Consider the following 16,461-nt stretch of genomic DNA (forward strand, 5'->3'; position numbering starts at 1 on the left):
AGCAATAATTGCGCCAACTGCGCTAGCCCTGGGACCCGTGTGAGCCGTCCCTGCCGGGCCTTCTCGCCGGGCTCTCGCGCGGGCCGTAGGGGATCGGCACGTACTCCACCGATGGCCGCCTGCGCCCCGCTTGGGGGTAGAGCTGCATAAGGTCGTACACCTCCTTCGGCATCTCCGTGCTGACGGGCAGGCCCATGCTCCGCGCCTCCTCGACGGTGATGGGGTAGTCGTGCGTCCAGTGGCCCGATGAGAGGAGGTCGGCCAGCGCCTGGGCCCTGTCCTGGGGCATCTTGTCGCCCAGCAGCTCGAGCACCGTCTGCCGGACCTGTCCCATCGCCTTGCGGGCGACGTCCGCCAGGATGATCGTCTGGTCGTCCACCTCGGCCAGGGGCTTCTGCTCCACCACCTTCAGGATGGAGGCCGCGGGGTACTCGCCCAGCTGGGGGTCCACGGGCCCCAGCACGGCGTGCGGCCCCATGACGATCTCGTCCGCGGCCAGGGCTATCAGGGTGCCGCCGCTCATGGCGTAGTGGGGGACGAACACCGTGACCTTGGCTGGGTGGGCCTTGAGGGCTCGCGCTATCTGCTCGGCCGCTATCACCAGCCCGCCCGGGGTGTGCAGGATCATGTCGATGGGCACGCTGGGGTCCGTCAGGTGCACGGCCCTCAGCACGGCCTCGGAGTCCTCTATGTCTATGTAGCGGGCCACGGGGAATCCCAGGAGGCTCATCGTCTCCTGCCGGTGTATCAGCCCTATCACCCGGCTGTGCCGGCGCTCCTCCAGCGATCTGAAGGAGCGTATGCGCTGCGCCTCCAGCCACTTCTGACGGATCACGGGCTGGAGCGAGCTGATGATCAGGAACAGCCAGAAGATCTCGAGCATACGCAACCTCCTACCAGGGCCAGTATTCGTCGGGATGATACCTGTAGGCCGGCCTTGACAGCGGCCTGGCGAGCACAAGGCCTGTCAGGAAGCCGCCCACGTGCGCCCACCACGCGACGCCGCCCAGCATCACCTCACCGACGGCCAGCGAGAACAGGCCGTTGAGGAGCTGGGAGAGGAACCAGATGGCGATCCACAGCACCGCGGGCACCTCTACAAAGAGCGGCAGGAAAAAGAAGAACGTGAGGGTCACCACCCGCGCCAGCGGGAAGAGCACCAGGTAGGCGGCCATCACGCCGGATATCGCCCCGCTGGCGCCGATCGCGGGCACCGCGGAGCTCGAGTTGAGCAGGATGTGCGTCACGCCGGCCCCCACGCCGCACAGCAGGTAGAACAGCAAGAACTTGATGTGGCCGAGCCGATCCTCTACGTTGTCCCCGAAGATGTAGAGCGCGATCATGTTGCTGCCCAGGTGGAACCAGCTGCCGTGGAGGAACTGGGACGTCAGGAGGGTCACCCATTCAAACGGCAGCGGTGATCGCAGGAAGCGCTCAGGCACCACCCCCAGCCGCCACACGAGTTCCTCCAGGCCTCGTGTTCCCAGGCTGAGCTCGAGCGCCCAGACGAGTACGTTGGCGGCAATGAGCGCCGCGGTGATCACCGGGAACTCCCGCGCGCGCACGGTGTCCTTGATGGGTATCATGTTGCCTCCCAGGGGTGATCTGGTGATGTGGAGAGATGATACACCATGCAAGGAGGGGGAGGCAAGCCCAGCTTGCGCTACTCCCGGGGGGCAGGCAGGCAGGGGGTGAGGGTGCCCTCCCGGAGCATGGTCCCGATGCACATGCCGGCGAGCCCACCTATGGTCGCGATCGCCGCCACGGTGGTGGTGGAGGCGAACACCTGCAGGAAGCTCCAAGGGTAAGTGTCGAACAGGCCGCGGTAGAGCCACTCTCCCCACAGCAGCGCCGGGCCAGCCAGCACCGCGCCCAGCACGTATCCCCAACGAGGGTTCAGGGCCTGAGCCAGGTCTATGGCCACCGCGGGCGCGAGCACGAAGATGGGAGGAGTGAGCGCGTCGGTCAAGCCCATCCGCCACACGATGATCAGGACCAGTGAGCGAAACACCATGTAGATCAGCGCCACCAGCGTGGCGGCTCCGGGCCTGCGGAAGTAGTTGCCGGCCGCAAGGAGCACCAGCGTCGAGAGCGCGCCCGCCATCAGCGGGAACAGCAGGTAGTCCTGGTTGTCCAGCTCGAAGTCCAGGTCCCCCAGGGAGAAGAGCGCGAGCGACAGCCCACCTCCGAACAGGAGGAGAGCCACCCACTCCGCCCGCGATAAGCTCGCCAAGAGCATGCTCCCCCGTTCGGCCCGGATGTACGGGGAGAGCGCCAGCAGCATCCCGAGCACACCTACCCCGCCGCCCACTATGCCCATCAGGTGTGGCGGGCTCCACACCGTGGGGTCGAGCCCTATGGTGTTGTGCCAGGTGTTATCGATTGGGGCAGCTATCCCCTGGATGGTGGGCCCCAGGGCGCCTATGCAGAACCCCAGAGAGACCCTCCGGTCGCGCCCCCGCATCGTGAGGGCACCTATCACCCCCACCAGCCAGGTCAGCGCCACGCCGGCGTACACCACCCTGTGGGGAGGTATCCAGAAGGAGTCCCTGCCGTAGACCACGTGCCAGGTGACGTCCCAGTAGATGCCGCAGAGCGCCATGAAGAGCGCGGCGGCGGCTATGCCCGTCAGCCCCACGGGCTGCAGTCGAGTGGTGTCCGATCTGGCGCGTGCCTGTGCGTGGGTAGCCATCCTGCCTGGATTGTAATACTTTCCCCCTGGGCTGTAAATAGTCGCATCCGGGCTTGAGCTATAATCGTATAATCTGCAGGATCTGGGAGGTACGTGTTGTGGCACGTGCTGCGTAGGCACACGCTCATCAGAGGTACTTTGGAGGAAGTCTTCCCGTTCTTCGCCGCAGCGGAGAACCTGGAGGCGATCACCCCTCCCTGGTTGAGCTTCGGCCTACTCACGCCCACGCCCATCGAGATGCGGCAGGGCACGCTCATCCAGTACAGGCTGAAGCTCATGGGGGTGCCGATGCGCTGGCTGACCCGCATCAGCGCCTGGGAGCCCCCTCACAGGTTCATCGACGAGCAGCTGGAGGGGCCGTATCGCGATTGGATCCACGAACACCGCTTCGAGCCCCTGGACGGCTACACCCTGATGGCGGACACCGTGCGCTACAGGCTCCCCCTGAGTCCCTTGGGAGATCTAGCCTTCCCAATCGTGAGACTCCAGCTCAACAAGATATTTGACTATCGCAGCGTCAAGATCCTGGAACTCGTAGAGGGCAAGCTATTGTTGTAAGGATATCCTACGCTTTTAGTCCTCCTAGCATTATTCCTTCCACTAGGTACCTTTGTCCTAAAATGTATATTATTAGTACTGGTAAGAGAGATATAATTACACCAGCAAGTACTACCGATATGCTTCCCGTGCCCATGTAACCTTGGAGGTTAACTAAACCCAAGGGTAGGGTAAATTTATCTATGCTCTTTAGGAATACTAGAGGCCTAAGAAATTCATTCCAGTAACCATTGAAAGACAATATTGCTAATACTGTTAGTCCTGGTCTTACCATAGGTAGGTATATAGACCAAAAGATCCTCCAGTGACTGGCGCCGTCTATTAGTGCGGCCTCTTCAAATTCATTAGGTATCCTCATAAAGTACTGCCTCATTAGAAATGTACCAAAGGCCGTAGCTACTGCTGGAAGAATAAGCGCACTTCGAGTGTCAGCCAAGCCTATTTTGCTGATTTCTACGAATACCGGAATTATAGTAGCTTGCTGAGGAATCATCATGGTTGCTAGTATAAGCCAGAAGAGCAAGTTCTTTGCAGGGAAATTCAGCCTTGCAAAAGCATAACCGGCTAGTGCCGATGTTGCTACTTGTGCAACTACAATGCTTAAGGTTATGAACATACTGTTTACTACGTAGTGTCCCAATGGCACGGTAGAAAATACAGCTTCATAATTGCTGAAGTCTGGGGGGATGGGTATCCACCTTGGAGGGAGAGTGAAAGATTCGGATGGTATTCTGAGGGAGGTTGCTAGTGCATATGCTATTGGACTAATCACAATTATAGATGCAATAAGTAGAATAAGTATTAGCATTGTATAGCTTAAGTTCCATCTCAACTTTTGTAATTTGTAAACAGTACGTACAAACATCGTTACCACCTACTGATAGAAAACCCAATATCTACTTAGAATGAACTGAATGGCAGTCAGTGAGAGTATGACCACAAACAATATGAAAGCTATAGCTGATCCATAGCCTATTTGTAGATTCTGGAATGCTGACTCGTAGATAATCATCACTACAGTTCTGGTAGCATCCCCTGGTCCGCCATTGGTTAGAACAAACGGTATCTCAAATATCTGGAGAGCTCCTATCACTCCGACTACTGCGGCAAACAGTAGTGTTGGGCTAAGCATTGGAATTTGAATATGAACTAGTTTTTTCCACCCGTGAGCTCCATCCACATCGGCAGCTTCAAGTACTTCTGTAGGAATACTAGAAATTCCACCTGTGAGGATAATGAACATGAAGCCTAGCTGCTGCCAAACATAGGTTATAATGACTGCTACCATAGCCCAGTGCGGAGAGTTGAGCCAAGGTATTCTCGGAAGACCTATGTGGGTTAAGTAGTAATTAATAACACCGAAATCCTGATCAAACATATATGCTAGAACTATCGATATTGAAGCTGCTGAGGTTAATATAGGAAGGAAAAATATAGTTCTAAAGAAGTATCTTAATACTCGTTGTTTAATGCTCTGTACTCCTAGTGCTAAAAGTAGCGCGACTACTATTTGCAACAGCACAGATAGTATTACTATTTGTGCTGTAGTTAGGAAGCTTCTTAGTACCCTTGTGTCATGAGTCAACTTTATATAGTTGTCCAAGCCAACAAATCTAGCCTTTTCTATAACGTTCCACTCAAAGAAGCTTAAGCCGAAAGATGCAATGATGGGTAAAATGGTAAATACTAGCAGACTAACTACAGTTGGGGCTATAAATAGGTAACCCATCAGGGCTCGGCGCATAGCCGAGCCCCTTACATTGTCTCGGAATAAATCTGCTATTGACTCTTGGAAAGCCCTCGTGTTTGATTTATGTAGAAACTCTGTTTTCTCCATAACATGAGCTCCTTTTATTTTCCACCCTCTTGTTCATAAGCTTGCTCCATCTCTTTCTGCATGTTATCCAATGCCTGTTGCGGAGTTTGAGAGAAGGACATAGCTAAACTTGTGTATTTAGTGAAAATTGTGTTCATGCGTTCATACCAGGTTGGTGCTGGTATTGGAGCAGTATCTGGGAATTTAGTTAGAGTGTCGTAGAAGACGCTCCAGTGTTTGGGGCCAGTATTTGCATATTGCTTAGCTGTAGCCAATGATCTGCGTACCGGTGTAGTGTCATTGTTGCTGAGTATATACTGCATTACAGGCTTACTAACCCAGTACTTAATGTACTCCCATGCTAAGTCCTTATTCTTGGATTTTTCCATCATAACTAGTCCTGCAGTACCAAATAGATGTCTCTGCGTCTGCCACTTAGGGAAAAACTGGACATCAAATTCGTCTGGCTTCATACCAGCGTTATGCAAGCCACCGGCCCAGAAGCCCCCTGCTGGTGTCATTCCTAGCTTGTCACTAGTAAAGAAGCCTTGTAGAAGACCACCACCCCCTGCACTTATACTAGGGGTGATGTGTTCCTTAGCCAGCTGCACCATGAAATCTAATGCTTCAACGTTTTCTGGTGTGTTGGCGATAGGTTCTCCCCAACGCCATCCGCCACTGCGCCCCTTAGCTGCAGGATTATCAGGATAGAAAGTATCCCATAACCATTGCCCGCCTTGCCATTTATCTTCTTTTAAGAGATTGCTGCGATTGTTATAGATCCAGGGAGTCCAACTTCCCCACAATCGAATTACCCAACCATAACCGTAGGGAGCCCCATCCCCACCCAGGGCGGCAATCTTCTTCGCTATGTCGTAGAAATCATCCTTGGTCCAATTTCCCCGAGGATACTCAATTCCTGCTTGTGAGAAAAGATTCATATTCAGGAACATGTTAGCAGCGTTGAAGTCAAATGGAAGTGCATACAAGTGTCCCTGATACATCATTGCCTCGACTAGAGAGGGATGCACGTCTGCAAAGTACTCACGTATCGCTTCCTTGTCTTGCTTGACGAATTCGTCTAATGGGTACGCTAATCCTTTGCCGGCAAATAACTGTATGCCTTCAGTAGCTACAGTCATGAGATCTGGAACGCTTCCTGATGCTATTTGGGTGAGAATCTTAGTAAAATAATCGTTCCAGTCTTTCCCTTGTATAGGAAGAAAGTTGATCTTAACTCCTGGATGGGCTTTCTCGAAGTCCTGTGCTATAACCTTTTGGCTATTGGCCACTTGTGTACCGACAAAAGCTATTTGGAGGGTGCCCTGCATTCTAACATGGGTAGCTTGACTGCTCACGGTGGGACTAGAAGCAGGTTTGGATGTGGACGACATTCCACATCCTGCCATGTATATCCCAGCTGAAGTCAATATAGCATTCCTCATAAAATCTCTACGGCTTATTCTCCTAGTATTCATTCAAAGCGCCTCCTGAGTAATCGATTACTGCAAGTATAAATCCTTCCGTAGTCTTCGTCAATAGGTACTACAAAGCCAAGATAAATCAAACTTTATGGCGCAATCTTGATAAACGAATGCTTTTTAGAGATAATTCAGAAAACGATTGCTACAGGATGGCCTATGGGAAATGTGAAAATCTCGGACGTCGCTAAAAAGGCTGGCGTGTCTACGGCTACTGTATCAAGGGTATTATCCGGGAAAACTACTGTTGACCCGATATTGCGGGATAGGGTTTTGAAGGCGGTGGAAGAGACTGGATACAAACCTGATAGAGTTGCTCGTAGCTTACGTAAGAGACAATCTAGCATAATTGGGCTTATAATATCCGATATTCAAAATCCTTTCTTTATATCTCTGGTCAGGGCAGTTGAAGATGTGGCTCAGAAGCATGGTTATATAGTGATGCTGGGGAATGCTGACGAAGATGAACGGAAAGAGAGAGAATACATACAAGTTATGATTTCGGAAAGGGTTGCTGGTGTTATAGTATCTCCTAGTAGGGAATACAACGATCCTTGTGAGGATCTTGTTAGGGCGAAGATTCCCTTGGTGCTGGTTGACAGAAGGGTTCCTGGCTTAGATGTAGATACTATAGTCGTCAATAACACTTGGGCAGCACAACAGCTAGTAATGCACCTTATAGAACATGGACATAGCAGAATAGGAGCTGTTTTAGGAACCTCTATAGTCGCTACCGGAAGGGAACGCCGTGAGGGCTATGTGCAGGCTCTCCTACAGTATGGCTTTCCTATTATCCCGAACCTAATTAAAGTGGGCCCTCCACCGCCTAGTGGTGCTAATAGAGAGGATACAGGCTATAGACTTACTATGGAACTACTAAACGCCAAAGAGAGACCTACAGCTCTTTTTACAGGAACCAACTTACTGACTATAGGTGCACTCAGAGCTATTCAAGAAAAGGGACTGTCTATCCCTGAAGATATAGCATTAGTTGGCTTTGATGATATAGACTGGATGCCCGTCTATAATCCCAGCATTACAGTAGCAGCTCAGCCTACATATCATATAGGAAGAATAGCCGCTGAAATGCTAATAGCGCGTATTCAAGGTGATGAGTCACCAGCGCAAGAGATAGTACTTCAGCCAGAAATCAAAATACGGCGCTCATGTGGACAGCATGTAAGTATAAACTGTGATAAATAGTGATAATGAAATAAGTTTCCTATTATCTTTCAAGAGGTTTTAGGACTTTGCATAATAAATACCCAGATAGTATCAGGAGGGCGGAGGAGGCTCGCAGGCAGCTGGAGGAGCAGGCCGTGAGATCTCCCTGGCGCCAGCGCTACCACTTCATGCCGCCGGCGGGGTGGATGAACGACCCCAACGGCCTCATCCACTACGGGGGGTACTACCACCTGTTCTACCAGCACAACCCCTTCGGGCCGCAGTGGGGCCCTATGCACTGGGGACACGCACGCAGCAGGGACCTCGTACACTGGGAGCACCTGCCCATCGCCCTGGCGCCGAGCGAGCCCTACGACCTGCACGAGCAGGGAGGATGCTTCTCCGGCAGCGCGGTCGAGTCCGATGGGCTGCTGTACCTCTTCTACACGGGCTGCACCTTCGAAGATGGCCAGCTGCGGCAGTCCCAGTGTATGGCCTACAGCGACGATGGCGTGACTTTCCACAAGTACCCCGGCAACCCCGTCGTCCCGGGGCCACCTCCGGATGGTTCGCCGGACTTCCGTGATCCCAAGGTGTGGCGACACGGCGACAGCTGGTACATGGTGGTGGGCTCCTGCAGGGACGGGCGGGGGAAGGCCCTGCTCTACAGGTCCGGTGACCTAAGAAGGTGGCGCTACGTAGGGGTGATGGCAGAAAGCGATGGCAGCCTGGGGACGATGTGGGAGTGCCCTGATGTCTTCCCCCTGGAGGATAGATGGGTACTCATGTTCTCCCCGATGGGGATGGGGGAGACTCGAGGGCTCTACCTCGTGGGCGACATCGACTACGAGCGCGGCAGGTTCCTCCCGGAGAGGATGGGGGAGATGGATTGTGGCTTCGACTTCTACGCTCCCCAGTCGTTGGCTACCCCCGATGGCAGGCGCGTGCTGCTGGGCTGGGCCAACTCCTGGCCCTGGATGCCCTGGTTCTCCACGTTCGGCCCCACGGCCGAGAGCGGTTGGTGCGGGGCGCTGGCGCTGCCCAGGGAGGTGCACCTGAGGGCAGATGGCACCCTGCGCTTCCCACCCTTGTCCGAGCTGTCCAGCCTTCGCCACGAGCGCTTGTTCCACGGCAGGATGCTGCTGGATCATGGGCGGTCCCTCGATCTGCCCCCGAGCGACGACGGCTGCATGGAGCTGGAGCTCGAGGTGGATTGGCCGGACGGCTGGGGAGAGCTGGAGATCGCCCTGCGAGCCACACCGGATGGGGCCCGCCGCACGGTGCTGCTGTGCGCCGCGGACGGAGCCGTGACGCTGGACCGGGACCACGCCGATGGCTACCTGCGAGGCAGCAGGTGCGGCTGGCGCCGCCGCAGGGGCACCCTGAAGCTCCGCATATTCGTAGATGCCTCCAGCGTGGAGGTGTTCGTTGATGAGGGCGACTTGGTGCTCTCCACCAACCTGTATCCTCCGGAAGATGCCCGCCTTACGACCATCACGGCTCGGGAATCCAGGGCTGAGATTCGCAGATTAAACGCTTGGAGAATGCAACAGGCATGGTGATGCCTTCCAGGGGCATCACCATGCCTGTTACCTTCCAGTTAGCTCTAGGGCAAGTGTGAGGTCAAGGTCCTCCAGAAAGCTGCAAGATGGCCCCACCAACCTCTACCAGTTTCAGGCATGCCGTTGGGGCCGAGGCCAAGAGCCTGCTGCAAGACCTCATGCAGGTGAGTATTCTCATAGTTCCCTACAAGCCTGTCTGCGTACGGACCGTAGGCGCTGACCGGCACGTCCACGGGGGTATGGCCCGTGGTAGTCCAATCGGTCTTGAAGCGGTAGCTCGACCGTGCCACTTTGAATGGACCATCCTCGCCCGAGATGTTGCCCTTTATCTCCCTGCCGTCCTCGTCTGGATACTTGGGGTCATCTGGTCCCTCCAGCGTAAGGCCGCAGCACTCGTGGTCGCCCGTAACGAGGACCAGCGTGTCACCGCTCTCCTTGGCGTAATCCAGGGCCACTCCTACCGACTTGTCCAGCTCCTGCCCGGCCTTCATCAGCAGCTCGGAGTTGTTGTTGTGCCCCATCTCGTCGATGGCCTCCTGCTCGACGAAGAGGAAGAAGCCTCTGGGGTTACGGGAGAGGATATCTATGGCCTTCTGGGTCATCTCGGGCAGCGAGACGACGGGAGAGTACACCGCGCCTTCCCCCTCGGGCCTCTGCTGGAACATCTCCTCGTTGGCGAACAGCCCCAACACTTTTGGCCCCCGGGCGGCCATGAGCTCCTGGCGGTCGGTGACGTAGGTGTAGCCCAGCCGCTTGGCCTCCCGCACGAGGTTGCCTCGATTTCCCTTACTACCCTCCTCTGGGTCCTCCTTTGGATGATCCGGAAAAGCTCCGGGATCGCCCTTGGGGTACCAGTAGTCTTCACCACCGCCGAGGATCACGTCCACCTTGGAGCTCTCCAGATACTGGCGGGCGATCTCGCTCTGCTCGTCGCGATCCTCGACGTGGGCCCCGAACGCCGCGGGAGAGGCGTCGGTCACCTGGCTGGTGGTGACCAGCCCCACCGACTTGCCGGCCTGCTTAGCCTCCTCTAAGAGCGTGGGCCAAGGTTTGCCCTGGGCGTCTACGGCTATTGCACCGTTATAGGTCTTGCGTCCTATGGCCCAAGCTGTGGCGCCAGCTGCTGAGTCTGTCACGAAAGTTTTCGGATCCACGGAGTTGGTGCTCATCATGCCCGTGTATGGGAGCTGGTCCATTGTAAGCCTGCCGTATGGGCCGACTGTCACCAGCTGGATAGCATCGCGCTGGGTGGCTCCCATGCCGTCGCCCATGAGGAATATCACGCTGCGAGCTCTCACCGGCGAGCGATTCCCCGCGCCTCTGACGATAGCAAGCGGTACGCTCATCACCAACGCGATCGCGAGCAGGAGATATACAACCTTGGACTTCAACGTCATATTACAACTCCTTTCTGCTTATACCCGGCTCTGAGTCTTACCTCCACCTAAATATGTTACCCTAGGGGATTAACGGGGACTTTAGGGCTACATTAAGTCTAGGTTTACATACTGCAGGCCAGCAGTAGGAACCAATGGAGGTTTGGACTGCGGCTAGATCTGCTCGGCTTGTTGTGATATTAAGTAAGGCTCGGCAGTAGAGGAGCAAGATATAATCTTTGGTGTAGGATTATCCCACGACTTAAGATCTTTGAGCACCTCTGGTATTCCTACAATAGGATCTACCATCTAGGGGTCTGCGAGTCATTTATCCAATGTCCGCCTAGCTAGTGGTAGTAACGGCGGTTGCAGTGGGTCGTGAGATAACCCTCCGGAGGTACAATAGCCCAAACACTCCTGAGATAAGCGAGCCCACCAGTATGCCCACCTTGGCGTCGTCCAGTAGCCTCTGGTCGTTTCCGAACGCTAGGGTGGCGATGAAGAGGCTCATCGTGAAGCCTATGCCACCCAGCCAGCCAGCACCGTAGACCATCCTCCAACTAGTGTCTTCTGGAAGGTCGGCCAGCCCAAGGCGCGCGCTTCCCCAGCTGGCGACGAAGATGCCGATCTGCTTGCCGAGCACGAGGCCGGCGATCACTCCGAGTGTCACAGGACTAAAGAGATCGATCTGGCCTCCGAGGTGCACCCCCGCGTTGGCCAACGCGAACACGGGCATGATCGCGAACGCCACCCACGGGTGCAGCATGTGGTCCAGCCGCTGCATTGGGGTCTGCGCACTCTCGGACAGCGCCTGGATCTCGCGGATCGCGGCCTGTTGACCGGCATTGGTCAGGATGCTCTCGCCCTCCTCGCCAGCGGCATCGAACTCCTCGAGCAGCTCCTTCGTGCGATCCAGGAATTCCTTAGTGTCCACTCGTGTCCTCGCGGGGATCGTCAGTGCCACAAGTACTCCCGAGATGGAGGCGTGCACTCCCGACTCCAGGAAGGCCACCCACATGACCAGCCCTAACAGCGCATAGGGTATGGGGTGGCGCACATGCAGGACATTGCACGCCACGAGCAGCAGGAACACTACACTAGCAAATAGCAGAGCGCGCAGGGAAGTGTCCTCTGTGTAGAAAAGAGCGATCACTAGCACTGCCCCAATATCGTCGACTATGGCCAGCGCCGTCAGGAACACCTTCAGCGCGTTGGGGATGCGGCTGCCCAACAGCGACAGCACGCCCAGCGCGAAGGCGATGTCCGTGGCCATAGGGATGCCCCAACCGTGCGAGCCATTACCGCCCCAGTTGAAGAGGGTGTAGATCGCGGCGGGCGCGAGCATACCGCCAACGGCAGCGGCAATGGGGAGCGAGGCCTGCCGTAAGCTGGAAAGCTCGCCCACCAGCAGCTCGCGCTTGATCTCTAGCCCCACGACGAAGAAGAAGAGCGCCATCAGCCCGTCGTTGATCCAGTGCAGCAGGTCGAGCGATAGCTGATAGCCTCCCACCCCCACCACCAGCTTGGTGTGCCAGAAGGCGTCGTAGGTGTGTCCCCAGGGGGAGTTGGCCCACAGCAGCGCGATCACGGTACAGGCGATCAACAGGATACCACTCGAGCTCTGGGCTCCCATGAAGGCCAGCAGAGGGTACAGAAGTTTCCGTATGGGTTGCTCTCGCTGCACGAAGTCTTCAGAGGCTGTCTGTCCCATCGCCTTCTCCCGGGGTCGTGATTGCTCAGTAAGTTCTCCCTGAAAGGGCATCATATATGAGGATAATAATCGGTGTCAAATTTGCCTTTGAGGGGCGTTTCGTAGTACAACAGAAGCCGGATTAAGTACTTAACAGGAGAAAGCTATGCCAGGGATAGGTCATAAGGTGTGGGCCGTGCCAGATGGGTACATCCCTTCCTGGAGCCACGGTCCTGAGCCCGACATGGTGAGCCACGAGGCGGTGTGCATTCTCAATACTGGCGATGAGGACGCGCACCTCGAGCTCACAGTCTACTTCTCGGACCGTGAGCCGGTTGGTCCTTACCGGATCGTGGCGCCCGCAAGGCGTACGATTCACCTCCGCCTTAACGATCTGCAAGAGCCCGAGCCCATACCTGTGGGCAAGGAGTACGCGCTGGTGGTGCGCTCGGACGTACCGGTGGTCGTGCAGCACTCGCGCCTGGACACCCGGCAGGCGGAGAACACCCTCATGACCACCATGGCTTTCCCCGTATCCGAGTAACCTGGTAGCAGCTGTGTGGGAGGGGTAGGATGAGCTTGGAGCGGACCGAGTTCGGCAGGCCGGTAGCTATCGTGACGGGTGCTGCCAGGGGGATAGGCCGGAGCATCAGCGTCACCCTGGCCAGCGAGGGCTACGATTTGGTGCTGGTGGATCTGGACGAACCTTACGAGACCTCCGAGGAGGTGGAGGACGCAGGAGGCAAGGCGGTGTCCGTGGTGGGGGACGTGGCCTTGGTGGACACGGCCTTGCGGGCGCTGAGTGCCTGCTTGGAGGGCTTCGGCAGGGTGGATGGGCTAGTGAACAACGCGGGTATCAGTTGCATCCGGCGCGCCGAGGAGACTTCGTTGGAAGATTGGGAGCGCGTGCTCGCGGTGAACCTCACGGGGCCCTTCCTGATGTGCCGTGAGGTCGGCAGGGAGATGCTGCGGCGCGGCGACGGCAGCATAGTGAACATCGCCTCTGTCGCCGGCATCCTGGGCATATCGGAGCGGGTGGCTTACAACGCTAGCAAGCATGGGTTGGTGGGGCTGACCCGCACGCTCGCGGCCGAATGGGGAGGCCGCGGGGTGAGGGTGAACGCTGTCTGCCCCGGATGGGTGAAGACCGGCATGGACGAGCGCGACCAACTTACGGCAGGCTATACAGACGCAGATATCGAGAGCCGCGTGCCCATGGGGAGGTTTGCCCGGCCGGAGGACGTGGCGCAGGCGGTGGCTTTCCTGCTGGATATCAAGCGCAGTGGCTTCATTAATGGAGTCTGCCTGCCGGTTGATGGAGGCTGGCACGGCGACGGCAGCTGGGACAGCCTTCGTCTAAGATCCCGCCGGCCTTAGGACTACACCGACACGCCCAGCGGTCCCCTCGCTACCTGGAAGCTGAGCACTCCTAACCGGTTGACCAGGGCCGTGTACTCTCCCGAGGCCGCTCGGCAGAGCAGCCTCGCCAGCTCCTCCGGCCACTTGGCAGAGTCCCCCTCGAGCCACGCGTCCACGTCCCGCCGCAGCCGGGGAACGTTGCTGGCCTGCAGGACCGGCACCAGCGGGTGCCCGGCGACGCTCCTCCTGGTAGGGCACGCCAGGATTAGGCTGGCGCCGCATGCCGCCATGCCTGCGAGCGTCTCGGACCAGTCGCGCGAGAGCGCTTCCATGACGTAGATGCCGGGGAGGGCCGCCCTCACGCCGAACCCCAACGAAGGTTCTCGCGAGAACTCCCCAGCAAGGGGTGCGGTGTGGGGGATGACCACCCTGGCGCCCGCTGCTGCGAGGGTGCAGGCCAGCGAGGCAAGCGCGGAGGGCAGGGGGCCGTCCGCGGCATCCGACCACAGGCCCATGCACAGCTCCGCGAGGCTGCCCTCCTCCCTCTCGACCGGCTGGCAGCCCTCGAGCTGTCGGCGAAACCAGAGCTCTATCTTGTCGAGCACCCGCCGCATACCGCCGTCCAGCTGCACGCTAGCCCAGCCGTAGGCGTCGGGGTCTATGCCCAGGCGCTCGAGCTGCAGCCTCATGTAGCCGTTGTGCGTCTTCTCACAGCCGTGCTCCAGGAGCAGGGCCATCGACACCGCCGGATGCAGCAGGTGGTTGATCATCAGCTGGGTGTAGAGCTCCTGCGAGTGGCCGGAGGATACCCCGCAACCCTCGGTGTGGGGGAGCGACACGAAGCGCGATATGGCCTCCCGCCCCGAGGGCTGCGCTTGCAGCCGCTCGGCTGCGAGCCTGGCCACCTGGCTGGCGCAGAGGCTGGTGGGCAGTACCAGGCCCACCCTCTCGATGGTGGCCCCCCTCGGCCCCCTGTACAGCCGCGCGGTCAGCTCCGGCCGGAAGCTGGGCGCTGGCCCGGGGACCACCGGCCTGTGCGGGAGCCGCTTGATGACTCGCTCAGGCTCGACTGCCTGCGTCTGGCGCCAGTTCCGCCAGATGGAGACCTGAGAATGCCCGGCGCGCTCGCCCTTGGTGCGCTCCCCCGACGCCGCTCGCAGGAGCAGCGCAAACGCCTCGAGCGCGAGCTCGCGCATCCCCTCCCCGTCGAGGTATCTGCCGGCGTTGAAGTCCATCTCCTCCGAGAGCAGGTTGTAGCGCCTGGTGGTGGTCACGACCTTGATCGTGGGCACGAACGGGAAGTTGGTCACCGAGCCGTTGCCCGTGGTGAAGGCGATCATGTTGCACCCGGCGGCCACCTGTCCGGCCACGCTCTCCAGGTCGTTGCCCGGGCTGTCCATGAAGTAGTAGCCCGGCAGAGCCATGCGCTCGGCGTAGCCTATGACGTAGTCCAGCTGCTGCTCGGCCGGCTTCTTCATCGCCGCCCCCAGCGACTTCAGCGTGATGTTGTACAGCCCCCTCAGGACGTTCCCACCGGAAGGGTTGCTCTCGGGGGTGTGCCCGTGCCAGGCGAGGAGCTGCTTGAACCTATCGATCGCCTCCAGGAAGCGCTCGGCGGTCTCCCTGCTGCGCACGCGCTGGAGGACGTGCGCCTCGGCGCCCATCAGCTCGTCGGTCTCCGCCAGGTTGGCGCTGCCGCCCCAAGCCACCAGCTCGCGGGCGACCAGCCCCACCAGCGGGTTGGCCGAGATGCCCGAGAAGGCGTCGGAGCCTCCGCACTGCAGCCCCAGGCGGAGGTGCTCCAGGGATGACCTCACCCTCTCGCTCCGCCAGGCGCCGCCCTCCAGGATCCTCCTCACCTCCCCTTCCGCGAGCCGCATCTTCTCCTCGCGGTCGGCGTCCACCGTCAGCCATACGTGTGGGACGTGAGCCAGGGGGTAGCCGTGGGCCTCCATGTAGCGGCGCAGCAGGGTGTTATCCACGGGGCCCAGGCCATCGTCCACGCACAGCACGGCCCCGACGTTGGGGTGCACGATGAAGCCGGCGAGCGTGCGCAGCAGCAGCTCGAGGTTATTGGGGGGCACGTCCTCGCCCCCCTCGGTATGGGCCACCGCCACCACCCCGTCCAGACCTGCTACGCCCTCACCCAGGTGGCGGGTCCTCCTCTCCAGCGCCTGCACTACGCCGGCGACGCGCGAGTTGGTCGCCAGCAGCACCACGTAGTTCCGCGTGCCCACGCCCCGCCCACCCTCACGGGGGTAGCCCATGAAGGTCGGCGGGACGTCCGCACGGTACAGCCTGGCCGGCGCGCCCTGCCCATCGGTGATCATCTCGATCGCATCGAGCTGGCAGGGGACGATCGGCTGGTTTTCGAAGTTCGCCTGCCGCGCCACGTCCCGCACGCCGTGCTCCTCCATCACCTCCAACACCCTGGGCGAGCACAAGTGCTCGCCCGGCAGGATGTCCCTCGTGGCCACCCCGAAGGGCCACCCCCAGGAGCAGATGCTCTGGCCGGTGCGTATCGTGCGGACGGCGAACCTGTGCCCTTCAGGGACGAGGCTGCGGATGGTGAAGGCTCCGTCCCTATGCCGCACCTGCGTGCCGGGCGGCAGGTCCCGTACGGCTACGGCGGCCTCGTCGTTGGGTGCGGGCAAGCGGGCTATGTCATCTAGATCTACGTAGCGCATCGACTTTCCTTTTAATCGCTGTTGTGTGTTCGATACCAAATAGGATAGCATCTCATTGTATACCCTCGCGGGTACA

General features: G+C 58.4%; 14 protein-coding genes. 5 read left to right on the forward strand and 9 right to left on the reverse strand.

Features of this window, described 5'->3' with window-relative positions:
• Positions 1–22: 22 nt before the first annotated feature.
• From TTER_RS11635 to TTER_RS11645, 3 genes are all read right to left on the reverse strand, one after another.
• Complete coding sequence (locus TTER_RS11635; protein WP_012876227.1) at positions 23–883, reverse strand: SDH family Clp fold serine proteinase; 861 nt, start codon at positions 881–883, stop codon at positions 23–25.
• A 10-nt stretch (positions 884–893) separates the two neighbouring features.
• Complete coding sequence (locus TTER_RS11640) at positions 894–1,586, reverse strand: rhomboid family intramembrane serine protease (RefSeq protein ID WP_012876228.1); 693 nt, start codon at positions 1,584–1,586, stop codon at positions 894–896.
• A gap of 77 nt (positions 1,587–1,663) precedes the next feature.
• Positions 1,664–2,692, reverse strand: a complete 1,029-nt coding sequence (locus tag TTER_RS11645; protein WP_012876229.1) for a hypothetical protein — start codon at positions 2,690–2,692, stop codon at positions 1,664–1,666.
• Positions 2,693–2,785: 93 nt separating this feature from the next.
• Between TTER_RS11645 and TTER_RS11650 the strand changes: the two genes are divergently transcribed.
• A complete protein-coding gene (locus tag TTER_RS11650) occupies positions 2,786–3,250 on the forward strand; it encodes an SRPBCC family protein (protein ID WP_338131998.1) in 465 nt (154 codons plus the stop codon).
• A gap of 7 nt (positions 3,251–3,257) precedes the next feature.
• Here the strand turns inward: TTER_RS11650 and TTER_RS11655 are convergent, their stop codons facing one another.
• Genes TTER_RS11655 through TTER_RS11665 form a run of 3 tightly spaced genes read right to left on the reverse strand, consistent with a single transcriptional unit; the run spans position 3,258 to position 6,544 of the window.
• Positions 3,258–4,115, reverse strand: a complete 858-nt coding sequence (locus TTER_RS11655) for a carbohydrate ABC transporter permease (RefSeq protein WP_012876231.1) — start codon at positions 4,113–4,115, stop codon at positions 3,258–3,260.
• Positions 4,116–4,124: 9 nt separating this feature from the next.
• Positions 4,125–5,087: a carbohydrate ABC transporter permease gene (locus TTER_RS11660; protein WP_012876232.1), complete on the reverse strand. Its 963-nt coding sequence runs from the start codon at positions 5,085–5,087 to the stop codon at positions 4,125–4,127.
• A 14-nt stretch (positions 5,088–5,101) separates the two neighbouring features.
• A complete protein-coding gene (locus tag TTER_RS11665; protein WP_012876233.1) occupies positions 5,102–6,544 on the reverse strand; it encodes an ABC transporter substrate-binding protein in 1,443 nt (480 codons plus the stop codon).
• Between the two features lie 105 nt (positions 6,545–6,649).
• On the opposite strand from TTER_RS11665, the gene TTER_RS11670 reads away from it, so the two are divergent.
• Both TTER_RS11670 and TTER_RS11675 read left to right on the forward strand, forming a co-directional pair.
• Positions 6,650–7,750, forward strand: a complete 1,101-nt coding sequence (locus TTER_RS11670) for a LacI family DNA-binding transcriptional regulator (protein WP_148212004.1) — start codon at positions 6,650–6,652, stop codon at positions 7,748–7,750.
• A 47-nt stretch (positions 7,751–7,797) separates the two neighbouring features.
• Positions 7,798–9,273: a glycoside hydrolase family 32 protein gene (locus TTER_RS11675; RefSeq protein ID WP_012876235.1), complete on the forward strand. Its 1,476-nt coding sequence runs from the start codon at positions 7,798–7,800 to the stop codon at positions 9,271–9,273.
• A gap of 44 nt (positions 9,274–9,317) precedes the next feature.
• Here the strand turns inward: TTER_RS11675 and TTER_RS11680 are convergent, their stop codons facing one another.
• Together TTER_RS11680 and nhaA are read right to left on the reverse strand one after the other, a co-directional pair.
• Positions 9,318–10,670, reverse strand: a complete 1,353-nt coding sequence (locus TTER_RS11680; protein ID WP_012876236.1) for an alkaline phosphatase — start codon at positions 10,668–10,670, stop codon at positions 9,318–9,320.
• 322 nt (positions 10,671–10,992) lie between these two features.
• Positions 10,993–12,360, reverse strand: coding sequence for a Na+/H+ antiporter NhaA (gene nhaA, locus TTER_RS11685; RefSeq protein WP_012876237.1), 1,368 nt, complete (start codon positions 12,358–12,360; stop codon positions 10,993–10,995).
• A 145-nt stretch (positions 12,361–12,505) separates the two neighbouring features.
• Between nhaA and TTER_RS11690 the strand changes: the two genes are divergently transcribed.
• Together TTER_RS11690 and TTER_RS11695 are read left to right on the forward strand one after the other, a co-directional pair.
• Complete coding sequence (locus TTER_RS11690) at positions 12,506–12,883, forward strand: sensory rhodopsin transducer (protein ID WP_012876238.1); 378 nt, start codon at positions 12,506–12,508, stop codon at positions 12,881–12,883.
• Between the two features lie 29 nt (positions 12,884–12,912).
• Positions 12,913–13,716 (forward strand): SDR family NAD(P)-dependent oxidoreductase, encoded by an 804-nt coding sequence (locus TTER_RS11695; RefSeq protein WP_012876239.1) that lies wholly within the window; start codon positions 12,913–12,915, stop codon positions 13,714–13,716.
• Positions 13,717–13,718: 2 nt separating this feature from the next.
• Here the strand turns inward: TTER_RS11695 and TTER_RS11700 are convergent, their stop codons facing one another.
• A complete protein-coding gene (locus tag TTER_RS11700; protein WP_012876240.1) occupies positions 13,719–16,385 on the reverse strand; it encodes a UxaA family hydrolase in 2,667 nt (888 codons plus the stop codon).
• Positions 16,386–16,461: the final 76 nt, after the last annotated feature.

This window comes from Thermobaculum terrenum ATCC BAA-798 (assembly GCF_000025005.1).
Lineage (GTDB): Bacteria > Chloroflexota > Chloroflexia > Thermobaculales > Thermobaculaceae > Thermobaculum > Thermobaculum terrenum.